Consider the following 17,273-nt stretch of genomic DNA (forward strand, 5'->3'; position numbering starts at 1 on the left):
AACGCAGATAGTTGGGATAAATTGCTGAATGCTAACGACAATCAAGGCTTTTAATGTATGAGTCAGGTTCTTTAACTTCGCCAACGAATTAGACAGAAACCAATTTTCGACAATGGAGAAACGCTCAGCGAAAACCTAATCGCTAAAAAAGCAATTTAAGGAGGACGGCGTTTCCACGCCGAATTTTTGATGAAACCCAGGTTGAACTTTGTAACAGTGCTTTTTGTTGCATGCCTTGTCTGTTTCGCGTTCCAATTAACTGGATGGAATCCGATAGAGAAAGCAACAAGGGCAGAGGCTTCGACGGAGCAAGATTGGCTTGCAAACGTCGCTTTAACGGAGTTGAGGGTTCATCCGGAGTCATTGACATTGGAGCATGCCCGTGATGGTAGAACCGTGCTCGTGTCAGGTAAGACAAAAGATGGCAAATGGGTAGATGTAACACCGTGGGCTGTGCTGATGCCTACCAGCGCGGGTGTGAAGGTGCATGAAGATGGTTATATCTTCCCGATGACAGTTGGTACAACGAAAATTACGGTCACCGTCAAGGGTGTGACTACCGAATTGCCTGTGAATGTCAAGAGCATGGAGGCAGAACCCGTCAGTTTTGTGCGGGATGTGATGCCTATTTTGAGCCATGCTGGGTGTAATAACGGTACGTGTCACGGTGCAGCAAAAGGCAAAAACGGGTTCAAACTCTCACTTCGCGGTTACGATCCAGATTTTGATTATGAACTGCTGATTGAAGATATATCTGGTAGACGCTTCAACCGCGCGTTTCCTGAACAGAGTCTAATGCTGTTAAAACCGACTTCCGAAGTGCCACATAAAGGCGGGCAGGTCATCGTTCCAGGGGAGCGGGATTACAGTGTCATTCATCAGTGGATAACGGAAGGTGCTATTCCAGATGTTGAAACCACTAAGCGCGTGGAAAGGTTAGAAGTTTTACCCGATTCTGCTGAACTCGCGGTGCCGGGTATGAAGCAACAACTTATAGTCATCGCGCACTATCCAGATGGAACCACACGAGATGTCACCCGTGAGGCGAAATTCACAAGTAGCGTCAACGAAGTGGCAAACGTCACGGACAAGGGTGTGGTAACCGCGGAACGTCGCGGTGAAACTGCTATCCTGACTCGGTATGAGGGTGCCTATAGCACAAACAATATCATCGTGATGGGCGACCGGAGGGGCTACAAGTGGGTTGAAACCCCAGAGTATAATTACATTGATACGCACGTTCACAATAAACTAAAGCGGATGAAGGTTCTACCTTCTGAACTTTGTACGGATGAGGAATTTGTGCGGCGTATCTATTTCGATTTAACAGGTATTCCGCCCACCCCGAAGCAGGTTCGGGGTTTCCTGACTGACAAAACACCATCAAAGGTAAAACGGGAGCAGCTCATTGATGCCCTTGTTGAGACCTCAGAGTTTGTTGATCACTGGACCCATAAATGGGGCGATCTGTTACAGTCTAACCGTAAATTCCTCGGTGAACGTGGGGTCTGGCTCTTCCAACAGTGGATTCATCAAGCGATCGCCGAGAATCGTCCCTACGACGAGTTTGTGCGAGATCTGATTACCGCAACGGGTAGTACCTACACGAATCCTGCAGCGAGTTATTTCCGTGTCTCTCGTGAATACACCGCTGCAGTGGAAAATACAACGCAGCTTTTCTTGGGTGTTCGATTCTCGTGTAACAAATGTCACGACCATCCGTTTGAAAAATGGACGCAAAATCAATACTACGAATTCGGCGCATTCTTCGCGGATGTCAGGGTCAAACCGGGGCAGCTTCCCGGCGATGAAGTCGTCTATGCCAATTACACCACGGAACCGGTGAAGCACCCCCGAACCTTAGCGGTCGTTGAGCCGTCAGTTCCGTTCGGGGAAGTTGCCGCAAAAACTGATGATAAACGTCAGATGCTCGCGGCGTGGCTCACCTCTGAAGACAATCCGATGTTTGCTCGCGCAGGCGCGAATCGGATCTGGAGCTACTTCATGGGACGTGGGATTATTGAACCTGTGGACGATATTCGCACAAGTAATCCACCCACTAACCCTGAGTTGCTTGATGCGTTGACGAAGGATTTCGTGGACAGCGGATTTGACATGAAGCACATCATGAAAACAATCACACGTTCTCGCACCTATCAGCAGAGCATCAAAACAAACGAGTGGAACAAGGCTGACACAATTAACTTTTCGCACGCCGTTGCCAGACGTTTGACGGCAGAGCAGCTACTTGATGCTATCGGGGTCGCAACAGGAAGCCGACCGCGGTTTGAAGAGGTACCGAAAAACTTCCGAGCCGTACAGTTACCAGACAGCAAGGTCAAAGATGATGGATTTTTGAAGTTGTTTGGTAGACCTGAACGCGAAACTTCCTGTGAATGTGAACGCACCACTGAGGTTAGCCTCGCACACGCAATGAATCTCATTAATGGACCAACGGTTGCGGAAGCACTCATTGATCCAGAAGGACGTATCGCACAACTTATCAAAACGAATCAAGACGACCGGGCTCTCGTTGAAGAACTTTATCTCGCAACGCTTTCTCGGTTACCAGAGAAGAACGAATATGCAGTAGCGATTGAACATCTCGCGAACGCCGAATCGAAAGAGGAAGGCGCGCAAGACCTGTTATGGGCGTTGATTAACAGTCCCGCCTTCCTATTCAATCGCTAAATAGCCATAGCCGTTAGCCGTTGGCTGTCAGCCGGAAGATTGGCTGACCGCTGACCGCTGATTGCTGATAGCCATTAAACGGAGGAAACAATAGATGTTATCGTTACCACAACTACCCGGACGCTTATGTGACGGGTTTTCACGGCGTGAATTTTTGCGGGTCGGTGGTGCGGCGATGCTCGGCATTAGTCTGCCACAGGTATTGTCACTCCAAGCAAAAGCCAATACGACAGTCGATCCCGCTAAGCCGCTCAACGGGTGGGGGAAAGCAAACTCGGTGATTCTTCTCTTTTTGCAAGGCGGTCCCAGCCACCTTGACATCTGGGATCCAAAACCCGAAGCACCCTCGAACATTCGCGGTGAATTCAATCCGATTCCGACCAACGTACCGGGGATTCAGTTGTCAGAGACAATGCCGCGTTTGGCGCAGCAGATGGATAAGGCTTGTCTGATCCGTTCCGTGAGTTACACACCCGCGGGACTTTTCAACCACACCGCTGCGATGTATCAGATGGTAACCGGTGAAACGCCGGATAAAGTCGCGCCTTCAGGGCAGCTCGATCCACCGTCGCCAGCCGACCATCCTAATGCTGCATCGCATATCGCTAATTACCGTCCACCCGATGAACCGATGCTCGCGGCAGTCCAACTCCCGCGTCCGATGCAGGAGAGTAATATCATCGGCAAAGGTGGAAACGCTGGATTCCTCGGTAGGGCGTACGATCCGTATTTCCTTTTTCAAGACCCGAATGAAGAAATTAATCTCGACGATTTGAGTCTACGGCCAGAGGTGCCACCCGTGCGTCTGAAACGCCGGAAAGACCTCCTTGAGACGATTAACGCAGGGATGCCCGAAATTGATAAGGTCGCTGATTCCTACGCTTTGAATGAGTATTATGAAAAGGCGTACAACCTCATCTTGTCGCAGCGGGCACGCAATGCTTTCGATCTATCTCAAGAACCCGATGAGGTACGAGATAAGTACGGTAGACACACATTCGGACAGAGCGCACTCCTTGCACGCCGTTTGGTGGAAGCAGGCACCCGTTTCGTACAGGTGAACTGGCCCTCTGTTGCTAACGGTGATCCGAATACGACAGCCTGGGATACGCACGCAACCAACTTCGGTCCATTGAAGAACCTTCACTGTCCAAAGTTAGACAGCGCAGTATCTTCACTGCTGGAGGACCTACATCAACGCGGTATGTTAGAGGACACACTCGTCTTAGCGATTGGTGAGTTCGGACGTTCGCCGCGGATGGGGATTAGCACCTCCGGTAATAGCAACGCACCTGATGGACGCGACCACTGGCCCTATTGCTACACAGGCTTGATCGCTGGCGCAGGGGTCCAAGGTGGCCAGGTTTACGGGAAATCCGATGCAACGGGTTCGACACCGCTTGAAAATCCTGTACATCCACGCGACATCCTTGCCACAGTCTATCATACACTCGGTATCGACCCGCACACTATCGTCTATAACCATTTGGATCAGCCACGCGAGTTGGTGAAAGGCGAACCGATTGCGGGGATATTCTAAATAGTTGTCGGTTGTCAGTTATCGGTTGTCAGTTAAGAAGTTTCCGTGTAAAAATTCATCTATCTTGGGGATATTCCAAGTTAGAGAAGATTGTTACAAATCGGTTCTTGGCTGACTACTGATAACTGACAACTTTAATTTGGGGTGATTGACAATGTCTAACATGTTATTTCGGCAGAAGAGACGGGTTAAATCGCCGCATTCTCCGCTCCTAACGAAACGGTCTTTTCTCGTCCTATCGGTCTTCCTCCTAACGATTAGCATCGCTTATGCGCAAGTACAACCGACCTTAACGGGTGTCTTCCCGCAGGGCGGTCAACAGGGACGCAGCGTAGAAGTCACGATCACAGGCACAAATCTTGGCAAAGCAACAGCGGTGTGGTTTAGTGGTAACGGTATCACTGCGGAGATTAAAGAGAAAACAGGACAGGCTGCTGTCCTTTTCAATGGTGCTGGTGTTTCTGGACGTGTGCCTACCGATGCGCAGTTGGTAGCATCCTTGATAATTTCCTCCGATGCCCCGTTGGGCATACAACAGATACGCGTCGTTACGCCTTATGGTGTCTCTAACGCCGGAAGCTTTGTCGTTGGAAACCTACGGGAAATCGTTGAAGAGGAATCGGGGAGTTTTTCCTTGGGTGTTTCCCCAGAAGCCTCTCCTGCGATGGAAACCAACTGGATCGCGCTGCCGGTCACTGTAAATGGCACAATCGCGTCAATTGACGATGAAGATAGTTTTACCTTTGAAGTGAAAAAGGGGACGCGGCTGATCTGTGAGGTAACGGCACAGCGGATAGGTTCACTCTTGGATTCATACCTCGTACTTCGAGATGCTAATGGGACTAAGGTCGCCGACAGTGGACTTGGCGACGGCTTAGACTCTGTCTTGGATTATACTGTCCTTGAAACAGGGAAGTACGCGCTCCACATTCGGGATATTCGTTACAAAGGTGGAAAGGGGTATGGCTATCGACTGAGCATCGGTGAGTTACCGTATCTGGAAACAATTTTCCCGCTCGGTGGACGCCGCGGCACTGAGAATGCGATCGCCGTCACGGGCGCGAATCTTGAAATGGTCGAGTCTATACAGATCTCAATAGGTGCTGAGACGCCGGCAGGCGAACAGTCTTTGCGGGTTCAGACTCCCTCTGGATTGGCAACCAACGCCCGACCCTTTGCTATCGGAAATTGGGCGGAGTTGGTGGAGATTGAACCGAATAATTCACTCGGAAATGCGACTGCTGTTACGACCCCGATAACGCTGAATGGAAAAATTGACAAATCTGGTGATATTGATTGGTTTTCATTTGAGATTGAGAAACCGCAACTTCTCGTTTTCGAGGTAGAGGCACTGAAACTTTCATCAAAACTTGATGCACTGCTTACACTCTACGGACCTGGAAAACCCATGAATGCCTCGGAAGATATGGCATGGCGTGACGATAAAGAACAGGTCTTAATGGTGAACGATGATGCCACTACTGGTGCCGATGCCCGTATCGACTGGAATTTTGAGAAATCGGGAGAATATTCTGTTGCCATTCGAGACCTGAATAATCAAGGTGGTGAGACCTACCCCTATCGCTTGCACATTCGTCCACTGGAACCCGACTGTGAACTCAAAGTAGTTGTGCTTGACAATCGGAACATTCCTTCTCCTATGGATAATCCGCGGGTCAATAGAGGGAGTAGTGTCACAATGCAGGTTGACGTTGTTCGCCTTGACCGATTTACGGGTCCAATCCGTCTACTTTGTCCAGATCTGCCGAAAACGTTTGATGTGAGTCCCACTATTATTGGAATGGGTCAAAACAGAGCAATGCTCACGATAACGGCTCCCTGGGATGCCTCTCTTGGGCTGATGCCGATCTCCATCGTTGGCGTTTATGCCGTGGGTAATCGCCAGATAGAACGTATTGCGACTCCGTCTCCAATCCTTCTCACCGTGATGGATGCGCCAGAGTTTACACTGACACTCGCAGAGATCGGTTTAAGTGCCATCCACAACAAAACGGCTGAGCTCCACGTGACAGCGAACCGACGTGACGACTTCGTCGGTCCCATTACACTATCGGTATCGGGACTTCCGAATCGTGTTTCTGTACTGCCTGATCCCGTTTCCAAAAAACCTATTACGCTTGCTGAAGGTGAAACAGAAGCAACACTTACGGTGAAAGCAGGGACTTTTGAACGAAGAGAAGAGTTTTCTGTCTTACCGAGACCCGGCACGAATTACATTTCGGTTACTGGAACAGCGACTGTTAATGGCGAGGCGGTGAAACAGTCAACACCTGCTATTCCTTTGACAATCGTGGAGGCACCGTTCATTGTAACGGTTGACCCCTTACGCTTTAGCATTGTCTTTCCGGCAAAAGCAACAGATAATACAGCAACAGTGCAAGATAGTGGAACCGTCGCCATCGCAGCGAACCTGACAGCGGATACCGAAGCGACCGAAAGTGAAATACCGCTTACAAAGGAAGCGATATTGACGTTAGCAATCGTCCGACAGGGCGGATTTACAGATGAACTCACGCTGACACCGATCGATGTCCCGGAAGGCTTCACGACGGAAGCGGCGACCATCCCATCGGACGAAACCGAAGTCAAGGTCCCGCTAAAGGCACTTAGCTCTTTGAAGGCGGATACCTATGAGTTCAAGTTCCGGGGTACTGCAACGATTAACGACAAAGCCTTTATACAGGATAGTCCAGTTCTTAAGGTGAAGATTATCCACTAATCGTTTCTTGGGCTTCGGTCTCAATCATAGTATGAAAATAATATACGGACGGGTTCTTGCATCCGTCCGTATACTTGTTAAAAACCTTTTCTTTTACCGTTGCACCTACCTATTTCGTCCGTCCTGACTTAATTTCTCCCCAAATCGTTCCGAGTTTACCCACTGCTTCAACAGCAAGCGCAGCTTCTAATCCGTTTTCCATGAGTGAGAGAATGTCATCTTCTTCCAGTGCGACATCAAAGAGTAGCATCTCGTCGAACAAACCTTCCCACTCTCTGCCGCCGCCGTCCCATGAACCGATACGTCCGGGTCCAAATTCTCCCGGCAAGGGTCCCCATTTATCGTCCACATCGAGTTCGCCATCGAAGTAGACGCGAACCGATTCATCGTTGCTGCTGTAGGCAACTGCGAGATGGATCCATGTGTTCAAGATACCCTTGTCTGCTATGAAATCTGAACCGTCCCAACCCGGATGGCGCACAGGGTTGTTAGAGTGAATTGCCATCTCCATCTTGTTGTCTGGACGAAATTGGTAATGGACGTATCCAGCTGTCCAACCGTTCCGGTTAAAGAAGCATCTCCATTGTCCGACGCGTCCTGTTGCATTAAACCATTTCATGAGCGTAAAGTCATCAAGCGGTCCAATCTCTGGAACCGTCACCCAAGCGTCTTTACCATTGAGTTCAATAGCGTTGCCAAATTTACCCTTTGCCCATTTAGCACCCCCGACGAGGTCGCCATCATTTTCATTGTCAGACGAATCTTTGGCGACTTTCCCACCTGTTTCATCAAACAACCACGCACCGACAATAGTCCCCGGATCGATTTCAGCGTTGCCGAAGTGCGCGAACATGAGACCTATAGTGATTAAACTGATTGTGAAGCGAACCATTGTTATTCTCCTTTGTTCATCAGCATTAACTTCTCGAAACTAAAGATCTTTCGGAGGTAGATTGTAGCATAGATCTTTGAGAAATGAAATAGAATTTTAGAGCTTACGCAGTGCTATTCAATTCTCTCAAAATGCCCTAAATCACTGAAAGGTTGTTGCTTGCCAAAATCCAGAAATCCGCGTCATCTGTGATAATCTGCGATTTAGACAACTGAAAAACTAAATGACCCTAATAAAAAATTAAAAAACGGTTGACAAACTTCTGAAAGCATGTTATAATTATTAACGCTCAAAATGCAAGATTACTTGAAGTAGACTTTCCGCTTTTTTAATCGGACTCATCTGGAATCAGTAAATATATCTTGCCCGTAATCGGCGGGCTTTCAAACGCGAAAAGATTTTGGTGACATTTGTTCGCAGTTAGGGTATAATATAGGTAGTTTACCTTTAATTCATAGTGTTGATGCTTAGGTATCTGTCTACAAAATCGGGGGTGTAAGTGGTATCTCGACGTAAATTTTTCAAATTTCTGGGTTGGGGGAATTTCGTTGCAGCATTAGGATTAACTTTCGGACCCGGATTGGTTCGGTATCTGTATCCACGTGTGCTGTTTGAGCCGTCCTCTATTTTTAAAGCAGGATTCCCCGCGGAATATCCACCGGGCAGCGTTAGCGAAAAGTTCAAAAAAGAACCGTTCGGTGTTTGGATTGTTCGGAAACAAGACGGCGAATTTTACGCGCTTTTAACGATTTGTACACACCTTGGGTGCACACCGCGATGGCTCGCGTCTGAGGACAAATTCAAGTGTCCATGTCACGGCAGCGGTTTCGACCGAGAAGGTATTAACTATGAAGGTCCCGCACCACGGCCCCTTGAACGCGTTAAGATTACGTTGGCAGAGGACGGTCAGATTGAAATTGATAAGTCCGTGAAGTTTTTAGGTGAGAAGGAGCAGTGGACGGACCCAGGCTCCTTTTTGAAGGTCTGAAGAAAGGAGAGCATTCGCGCCTGGCTCCGGTTAGGCAGAAAAAGCATTTCGGCGCGTCTGAGTGCCGAGGCTTGCGATAGAAAGTATGAACGAAGAACGTAAAGGGCTAAAAGAGAAGATTACCAATTCCGATATTTGGCGCTCTATATTCCGCCACGGATATGAAGATACGGGGCGTCGTTACACCTTACAAATCCTCCAAAACGTCTGGTTGCATCTCCATCCTCCTCGGGTTTCTCGGCACGCGCTGAATTTCCGCTTTACATGGTGTATGGGCGGCATCACTTTCCTGATGTTTCTGGTGACCGCCGTCACAGGCGTACTCCTCATGTTCTACTATCGTCCGACAGCTGAATATGCCTTCCGCGATGTACAGTACCTCGAATTTGATATCCCCTTCGGCATGCTGCTCCGCAACATGCACCGGTGGGCAGCCCACGGAATGGTCATTTCAGTAATGCTACACATGTTCAGAGTCTTCTTAACAGGTTCCTATAAGAAACCGCGAGAATTCAATTGGGCAGTCGGGGTCATTTTATTACTCGTGACGTTCTTTCTGAGTTTCACAGGCTATCTGTTACCGTGGGATCAGTTGGCGTTTTGGGCTGTGACTGTCGGGACGAATATGGCACGCGCAACACCAGTGTTGGGACACGAAGGTCCCTTTGCGCCACAGGACATCACACAGTCAAATGATGTCCGATTTGCACTGCTGGCAGGAACAATCGTAGGCCCCTCAACGCTGTTAAGGTTCTATATTTTGCACTGCGTTGCGGTTCCACTGTTGGCGAGCGTCTTGATGGCTTTGCATTTCTGGCGGGTGCGTAAAGATGGCGGCATTTCCGGGCCGCTGTAAACAGAGATTGTCGGAACCAATCTTTTGTGTGGGCGGAAGCAGTTTCTGTTAGCACGGGCAAGGAATCCAATCTTCAAAGGAGCAGAGTATGGAGCATTTTTTAGCACTCGTGACGAAGCCGGACAATGTCCCGATTCTTGCTATTCTCTTTTTAATACCCTATTTCATGTGGCTTTCATACCGGCAGGCACGTCAGACGGACATAGCGGGTGTCCCCTCGGATGCGGCACTTAACGATAAAGTCTACGTCTGGCCCTACCTGTGCCGAAATGAGTTTATCTGTGCGATTATCGTTATGTTAGTGTTGGGGGTCTGGTCGATTATGATTGACGCCCCCCTTGAAGAACCGAGCGATCCGACGAAAACGCCGAACCCTTCTAAAGCGCCTTGGTACTTCCTCGCACTACAGGAGATGCTCGTCTACTTCGATCCTTGGATCGCAGGTGTGGTGCTGCCCGGATTGATTATCGCCGGATTAATTGCTATTCCCTACATCGACATTAATCCGAAAGGTAAAGGCTATTATACAATCAAAGAACGTCCGTTCGCGCTCGCGGTGTTCTGCTTCGGATTCATCGTCCTATGGATCGTCCTGATGATCGTCGGAACCTTCCTCAGGGGTCCAGGGTGGAACTTCTTCGCACCGTGGGAGTATTGGGATCCCCACCTTGTCGTACCGCTGACGAATGTGAACCTGTCCTATCTTTTCGGTATTCGGAGTGAAACAACTGCGAATTTCTTCGGCTTTGTTGTCGTTGCTGGCTATTTCTCGATCGGTCCGATTTTCTATCTATGGAAACGGAACAGTAGCCGTTTCTTACAAGAACTCGGACTGGTGCGATATGTCGTCGTTTCATTTCTGTTTTTAACCATGATGGCTTTGCCGATAAAGATGATCTTGCGCATATTCTTCAATGTGAAATATATCTGGGTATCCCCGTGGTTTAATATTTAGTTAGCAGATAGCCTTTAGCAATTAGCAGTTAGCACTTAGGTGTTAGGGACTAACCGCTAACCACTAATCGCTAACAATGGCTTCGGGTTTTGAAGTGAACGCCCTAATTGCTAATAAATGGAGGTAGAAAGTTTCGTGAGGAGCAAAAAAGAAATTCCTGCTGAGAATAAATCGTATTCTGCTTTGTTCTTTATCTTGTCCGCACTGTTAGGACTGGTAACGATTTGGGGCTTCTGGAGTGAGATGATTACCCGCCGTCCATGGAAGCAGATCCAGCAGCAATTTTATCAATACGAATATGACAAGACCAAGGCAGAATTGGCAAACGCACTGTCGGATTTGCCCGAACTCCCCACACCTCAAGAGCCTGACCCGAGAGAATTACAAAAATTGACAAAAGAGGTGGAGAACGCACAGGTCGCACTTGACGAGGCACTGCAAGAACGCAAGTTCCGACAGAGCGAATCGGATGCAATTAACTATAAGTATCAGCATAGCCTCCACGAATCGAAGGGTAGATACACTGAGACTGTCAAAAAGTGGCAAGAAAAATTGGCAGGTTATGAGTCCCAGATTGAAGGCACACTGACTGAAGCCGTCTTGGCAGCAGAGGCTGTCTTTGCAAACGCAAACAAAACGTTAGCACAGTTCTATGAAAACAATAGCGATCCCCAGCGCGCGCTCAGCACCTACCTCATCGCACAGAAATATAACACTACGGATACAGAAATTGCTGAAGGTATTGCCACAGCGCAAGCTGCCCTTGAGTTTCTGAGAACCGACAAGGCAAAGTATGACGAAGTCGCACGTCTTGAGGAAAAACTACATTCAGTCGGTGGTATCAAACGGACCTTCCTTGGAAGCCTCTTAGAAAATCCATTCCGTGAGACCCGAACCATTGTTCAACACTATCTTGAGGATTTTGATTATACCGCGGACAGATGTGCTACATGCCACTTCTCTGCTGATAGAAGCGGCTATGAACAGTCCGCACAAGAGATGTTTGAGGTGGAAGGGGATGGCGAAAATCCTGTTGTTCATTATCTCAAGCACGCAAGTGTTAAACTCGGCAGTGAGTCAATTATAATTGATGGGTTTGATGCCGAACCCGACGAGTATACATTGGAAGATAACGGCACCCTTACCTTTACTGATGTAGATGTCTTTGGGGACGTAGAGATTTCTTATGAGACCGGCTACCAGTCCGTCCTCCAAACGCACCCTGAGCGAGATGTGCTTCTCGGCAAACACCCTATTGATAGATTCGGCTGTACACCGTGCCACGGTGGACAAGGGCAGGCACTTACAGCCAAAGCCGCCCACGCCTTGACGCATGCGGAGTATTGGCTCACCCCTGTACTCGGAATGGATGAGCATACCGATAGAACCTCTGAAGAGACAAAAGGATATATGGAATCTAACTGCCGCCGCTGCCACGATGGCGTAATGATGTTAGATTATGACGTGGATCCTGAAACAGATCAGCCCAAAGACTATGCGCCAAATCTCACAAAGGGATTGGCACTCTTTGAAGACCTCGGCTGCCACGGCTGCCATGCCGTAGAAGGTTATAGTGCTATTGAAAATATCGCCAAAGTTGGTCCATCACTTGCGAAAGTCGGCAGTAAAATAAAAGATACTGCTTGGCTTGAGAGTTGGATTAAGAAACCTGAAGCGTATCTACCGAACGCGACGATGCCTAACTTCTTCCCCGTCGAGGGCATGACGCAGGTCGTCTACCTTAAGAATGGTGGAAAACGGACAGGAGTTGTTACCAAAACCGCAAACGGTATTGTTATTAAAACCGATGACGGCACGGAATATCCGTATCCCGATAGTTACGTCCTTCGCATTGTTGATGAGGTGAAGTCTATCGCGGCTTACCTTGCACAGATGAGCGATGCGAATCTCGATGAATCCAGTGCAACCTATTCCGAATCTCAGCGCGCTATTGACGCGGGTGAGGAGACTGTTAAAACCGTTGGCTGTCTCACATGTCATGCGGTTGATGGTTTAGGCAGCGATTTTGGCCCTGCACTTGACAGTGTCGGCACAAAGGTTACGCCAAACTACCTACGCCAGTGGATTCGTGATCCGAAAGCCTACGATCCAGACACGAGTATGCCGAGTTTGCGATTAAGCAATACCGAAGTTGGTAACGTTGTTGCGTATCTGATGAGCTTACAGCAGGCGACCCCAAATGCAACTACCGAATCCATCGGCGAGGTTGACGTGGCGGAGGGTGAGGCACTCGTCAGAACCTACGGATGTTTCGGTTGTCATGAAATCCCAGGTTTTGAAAATGAGTCGAAAGTCGGGGCTGACCTCGGCGAATTTGGGGCAAAGATGGTTGATGAGCTTGATTTCGGGGACACGGTTGACATTGAACACAGCTGGACGGGGTGGACGCTTGGGAAAGTGACCGACCCGCGGCGTTATCAAACCCGACGTATTGTCTCTCGTATGCCTGTTTTTCAGGTTAACGATGAAGATGCAAAAGCACTTGCTGTCCTTTTGAAGAGTTTTCAGCCGGAGCAGTACCCGCTCAGTTATATCCATAACCGATCTGAGAAACTCAACCGCATTGATGCGGGTAGACGGCTCGTGAAAAAATATAACTGCACCGGATGCCATGTGATTGAAGGCGCGGGTGGCGATTATGTTGATGTTATCGTCGCACACGAGGGATTGAATGAAACAAACGCTAAGCAGTTCGCACCGCCACCCTTGAAGGCGCAAGGTGCCAGAACCTATCCAGATTGGTTGTTCGCGTTCCTTAAAGTGCCATCGGAGGTCCGTTACGGACTGAAAGTCAAAATGCCGACATTTGAGCTCTCGGATGATGAAGCGACAACGCTCGTTAAATATTTCTCTGCGCTTGATGATGAACCGTTCCCATACGAGACGCTTGAAGTGCCGACGCCAACAACTGCTGAATTGCGGGTCGGTAAACAGATTTTTGACGCACTCCAGTGTATCTCCTGTCACCCTTCACAGGGCGAAGTTATTCCTGAAGGGAGCGATAAGGCAGGACGACCGGATCTCGCCTTGGCGAAGGAACGACTCAAAGCGGACTGGCTTATTGACTGGATGAAGGATCCCCAATCGTTCCAACCGGGAACAGCAATGCCGCAGGCGTGGCCCCTCGTCGGTGGCCAGTATATGCCGCTTGATGGTTATGCTGGCAATGACGCTGAAGAACAGATTCGACTCGTGCGTGAGTACCTCATATCCTTGGGTAGCGATTAGCGGTTCGCGGTTCGCAATTAGCAAGACATAAGAGCAGATAGCCAGTAACAAACCGCTATAAAAAAATGAAACATCTTGCCGTTGTTATCGTCATGATTGCTATCTGGCTCAACGGGTTAATTTGGTTGGGCAATCAGATCGATCCGAGTACGAAGTATCAATCGGCGGTCGAATACAAATACGCCCGATACTGTGCGGGCTGCCACGGAAACAATGGACAAGGTAGTGGCCGTATTGGTCGTTTCAAAAAGTTGGATCCGGCAGACCTAACTGATAACAGTCTCTGGGAAATGCACGACGATGAGCAACTGCTAGAGAGTATCAACGCAGGAAAGGACGATATGCCAGCGTTCTACTACTACCTCAGTGATGAAGAGCAACGGGAAATCCTTGACTATATCAAGGAGACATTTCGTCCTTAATTAACTTACAAACGTCTGCTTTTTGACGCGCCCATAAGCCAAAACTTGCTCTGGAAAAGTTTATGTCTTTTTAGTTGAAATCTGAAATTCTGTAATGTTAATATATTGCAGGACAAATTTAAACCTTATAAGGAGAAGCCAAATTATGAAAGTTTTAGTGAGCCTGGTTTTGTGCGCAATGCTTGCAAGTACTGCATTCGCCGGTACTATCACGGGGACCGTTATGTATGATGGCGATGCCCCCGCACGTCCCGCTTTAACGGCGACTAAGGACCAGCATTGCATTGACGCTGTAACAGGCACAAAATCCGAAGCACTCGTTGTCTCAAAGGGCAAAGGTATCAAGAACGTCGTCCTTTATGCACGCGTCCGTGGCGCAAAAGTTACCATTCCGGAGAAGAATCCCGTGATGGACCAAAAGGGATGCGCTTATTACCCGCACGTTCTGGCGGTTGTTGCAGGTTCTACTGTTGACCTGACATCCAGCGATCCGATCGCACACAACGTCCATTCCCATGCGACAAAGAATGAAGCTATAAACTATCAGATTCCGCAGCCCGGCAAAATCATTCCGCACAAAATCGAGAAAGCTGAAGAGATTAAATTCACTTGCGATATTCATGCTTGGATGACAGGTTATATTGTTGCTGTCCCAAGCAACTTTTTCACGGTCACAGGTTACAAAAATGCTGACGGTGCTTGGATGAGTTCGGATGACTATGAGAAATCCGCAGATACCGGTAATTATTCGATCGCTGATGTTCCCGCCGGTCGGGTCCGTGTCATTGCATGGCATGAAGAACTCGGTTCAGCAAACAAGACGATTGAAGTCCCAGCGAGTGGTGATATTGCTGTAAACTTTACAAGTGCTGATTTTAAGAAACGCGCAAGATAATTGGCTATTGGCTATTGGCAGTTGGCTGTTAGCAAAGAGACTCTCGGGTTATCAGACACCTCCTTTCTTTACTATTTGCCATTCGCTATTAGCCATGAGCCATAAGCCATAAAAAATGAAAGTATCAAAAAAGAACCTCTATCTCATACTTGGCTGCGTCCTCGTTGTTTATGTCTTCTTGGCGATTGCACCCGTGTTTGCCCAAGACGCAACCGAGGCAGAATATCGTCCCTTCCCAAAAATTGGCAGCCGGAATGCGGCATGGATCGCTGCGCAGCTCCACCTCTTATTCGGATCCTTTATTCTCGGTGTCCCAATGTTTGCCGTTATCATTGAATTTATCGGCTGGAAGACGAAGGACATGCGATACGACCGGATGGCACAAGAGTTTATTAAACTCTGTATGGGCGCGTTTTCGACAACTGCCTTACTCGGTGGTGTACTCGTCTTCATACTGATATGGTGTTATCCGAAGGTGATGTCGAAACTCAGTGGTATATTTGGACCGACGATGATCTTTTATGTCGTTCTGTTCTTCGGCGAAACTTTTACGCTTTACCTCTACTCCTACGGATGGGATAAGATGCAGGGACGGCATAAAGGGTGGCATCTTTTCCTCGGTGTACTTCTCAATGTTTTCGGCACTGCGATTATGTTTGTCTCTAACGCATGGCTGAGTTACCAAACCAGCCCGGCAACCCAATACGGCGTACTCTCTGAAGGACGAAGGAAGTCTTGGATAGAAGAGCGGTTGGCTGCTGACCCAGCACTAACACCTGAAAGTGCCATGGAGGGTGTTACAAGCCATACAATGGTACCCCTCCATAACGAGACAACAGGGGAGTTCATGGGAACCGTTTGGGATGCCGTCAACAACTTTACGTGGATGCCCATCAACATCCATCGACTCGTTGGGAACATTGCCTTCGGCGGTTCTATTGTCGCTGCTTATGCGGCGTTCCGATTCCTCGTCGCGAAGACCAAAGAGGACAAAGCGCATTACGATTGGATGGGATATACCGGCAACTTTATCGCACTTTGTGGACTCATACCGCTGCCTTTCCTCGGCTATTGGCTCGGTCGGGAAATCTACATGTTCAATAACACGATGGGCATTAACATGATGGGAAGCCTATTTTCGTGGTTATTTATCATTCAGGCAGTGATGATTGGTGTGCTTTTCATTGGCGCGAATTACTATCTCTGGTCAGGCATGGGAAGGATTGATGGTGCGGAAATCTATGCGCGCTATCGTCCGTACATGATTACGATTATTGTCATCTGTGTCGCAATCTGGATGACACCCCGCACACTCTCTAAAATCTCAACTGCCAGTGAACTGAGCGCAATGGGCGGGGCAAACCATCCACACCTCGGACTCTTTGGGTTGATGACCGCCAAAAATACGGCTGTTAATATCATTATCCTTACGACTTTCTTGAGTTTCCTGTTTTATCGCCGTTCCGGAAAGACACCAACAGCGAGTTGGGGAAAAGTTGGGAATATCGCTATCTCTTCGATCTTCTTCCTCGCGACTGTCTCAATTGTCGTTATCGGTATCGTCGGATTTACCGTTCCAACGGACTTGCGCGTCAACGTACTAACACCCTATCAGGTTCTGGTTGCCCTTGCCGTTATGGCGGTTGTTACTGTCGTTGACATCTTCATGTACCGCAAAGCAACCACATCCGGCACCATTCAGTGGGGAGAGATGACAGACCGTTCACAATACGTCTTGATCCTCCTCGCAATTACATTTACATCGCTTATGGGACTCATGGGTTATGCCCGATCGGGTCTGCGAGAAGCGTGGCATATCTTTGGAGTTATGCAAGATACATCCGCTGACGCGTTTACGCCGCTCCTCAGTGAAGCGGTGAATATCGTAGCGATTATCATGGTCGCTTTCTTTGCCCTCGTCGGATTTATCTTCTGGCTCGGTTTGTGGGGCGAAAAGAAGAAGGAAGAAAAGGCAGCTATCGCTGAAGCGGTTGTTGCTGCTGAAAGTGATGATTAGCGTGAAACAATAAAGTGGAACAGTGCCA

Annotated in this window: 11 protein-coding genes; 10 read left to right on the forward strand and 1 reads right to left on the reverse strand. The window is 48.6% G+C overall.

What is annotated here, in order from left to right; genetic code table 11:
- The first annotated feature begins 201 nt into the window (after positions 1–201).
- The 3 genes from OXN25_03455 to OXN25_03465 all read left to right on the forward strand — a co-directional run bounded on the left by OXN25_03455 (position 202) and on the right by OXN25_03465 (position 6,971).
- The gene (locus OXN25_03455; GenBank protein ID MDE0423909.1) at positions 202–2,691 is read left to right on the forward strand and encodes a DUF1549 and DUF1553 domain-containing protein; all 2,490 of its coding nucleotides are present in this window, start codon (positions 202–204) and stop codon (positions 2,689–2,691) included.
- A gap of 94 nt (positions 2,692–2,785) precedes the next feature.
- Positions 2,786–4,231 (forward strand): DUF1501 domain-containing protein, encoded by a 1,446-nt coding sequence (locus OXN25_03460; protein MDE0423910.1) that lies wholly within the window; start codon positions 2,786–2,788, stop codon positions 4,229–4,231.
- A gap of 154 nt (positions 4,232–4,385) precedes the next feature.
- Positions 4,386–6,971, forward strand: a complete 2,586-nt coding sequence (locus tag OXN25_03465; GenBank protein ID MDE0423911.1) for a PPC domain-containing protein — start codon at positions 4,386–4,388, stop codon at positions 6,969–6,971.
- A gap of 109 nt (positions 6,972–7,080) precedes the next feature.
- Here OXN25_03465 and OXN25_03470 read toward each other — a convergent pair whose 3' ends face one another.
- Positions 7,081–7,863: a LamG domain-containing protein gene (locus OXN25_03470; GenBank protein MDE0423912.1), complete on the reverse strand. Its 783-nt coding sequence runs from the start codon at positions 7,861–7,863 to the stop codon at positions 7,081–7,083.
- A 499-nt stretch (positions 7,864–8,362) separates the two neighbouring features.
- Here OXN25_03470 and OXN25_03475 point away from each other — a divergent pair, with 499 nt between their 5' ends.
- The 7 genes from OXN25_03475 (at position 8,363) to OXN25_03505 (ending at position 17,245) form a co-directional block, all read left to right on the forward strand.
- The gene (locus OXN25_03475) at positions 8,363–8,851 is read left to right on the forward strand and encodes a Rieske 2Fe-2S domain-containing protein (protein ID MDE0423913.1); all 489 of its coding nucleotides are present in this window, start codon (positions 8,363–8,365) and stop codon (positions 8,849–8,851) included.
- Positions 8,852–8,936: 85 nt separating this feature from the next.
- Positions 8,937–9,707, forward strand: coding sequence for a cytochrome b N-terminal domain-containing protein (locus tag OXN25_03480; protein MDE0423914.1), 771 nt, complete (start codon positions 8,937–8,939; stop codon positions 9,705–9,707).
- An 88-nt stretch (positions 9,708–9,795) separates the two neighbouring features.
- Complete coding sequence (locus OXN25_03485; GenBank protein ID MDE0423915.1) at positions 9,796–10,662, forward strand: cytochrome C; 867 nt, start codon at positions 9,796–9,798, stop codon at positions 10,660–10,662.
- A gap of 135 nt (positions 10,663–10,797) precedes the next feature.
- A complete protein-coding gene (locus tag OXN25_03490; protein MDE0423916.1) occupies positions 10,798–13,911 on the forward strand; it encodes a c-type cytochrome in 3,114 nt (1,037 codons plus the stop codon).
- A gap of 65 nt (positions 13,912–13,976) precedes the next feature.
- Complete coding sequence (locus tag OXN25_03495; GenBank protein ID MDE0423917.1) at positions 13,977–14,333, forward strand: cytochrome c; 357 nt, start codon at positions 13,977–13,979, stop codon at positions 14,331–14,333.
- A gap of 145 nt (positions 14,334–14,478) precedes the next feature.
- Entirely contained in the window at positions 14,479–15,228 is a 750-nt protein-coding gene (locus OXN25_03500; protein MDE0423918.1) for a hypothetical protein, read from the forward strand.
- Between the two features lie 115 nt (positions 15,229–15,343).
- A complete protein-coding gene (locus OXN25_03505; protein ID MDE0423919.1) occupies positions 15,344–17,245 on the forward strand; it encodes a cytochrome ubiquinol oxidase subunit I in 1,902 nt (633 codons plus the stop codon).
- Positions 17,246–17,273 lie beyond the last annotated feature (28 nt).

The organism is Candidatus Poribacteria bacterium (assembly GCA_028820845.1).
Taxonomy (GTDB): Bacteria; Poribacteria; WGA-4E; order WGA-4E; family WGA-3G; genus WGA-3G.

Bases quoted from the DNA above. Each gene is read 5' to 3' on its own strand.
- OXN25_03480 (MDE0423914.1), top strand. From the start codon at position 8,937: ATGAACGAAGAACGTAAAGGGCTAAAAGAGAAGATTACCAATTCCGAT.
- OXN25_03465 (MDE0423911.1), top strand. From the start codon at position 4,386: ATGTCTAACATGTTATTTCGGCAGAAGAGACGGGTTAAATCGCCGCAT.
- OXN25_03460 (MDE0423910.1), top strand. From the start codon at position 2,786: ATGTTATCGTTACCACAACTACCCGGACGCTTATGTGACGGGTTTTCA.
- OXN25_03485 (MDE0423915.1), top strand. From the start codon at position 9,796: ATGGAGCATTTTTTAGCACTCGTGACGAAGCCGGACAATGTCCCGATT.
- OXN25_03470 (MDE0423912.1), bottom strand. From the start codon at position 7,863: ATGGTTCGCTTCACAATCAGTTTAATCACTATAGGTCTCATGTTCGCG.
- OXN25_03500 (MDE0423918.1), top strand. From the start codon at position 14,479: ATGAAAGTTTTAGTGAGCCTGGTTTTGTGCGCAATGCTTGCAAGTACT.
- OXN25_03505 (MDE0423919.1), top strand. From the start codon at position 15,344: ATGAAAGTATCAAAAAAGAACCTCTATCTCATACTTGGCTGCGTCCTC.
- OXN25_03495 (MDE0423917.1), top strand. From the start codon at position 13,977: ATGAAACATCTTGCCGTTGTTATCGTCATGATTGCTATCTGGCTCAAC.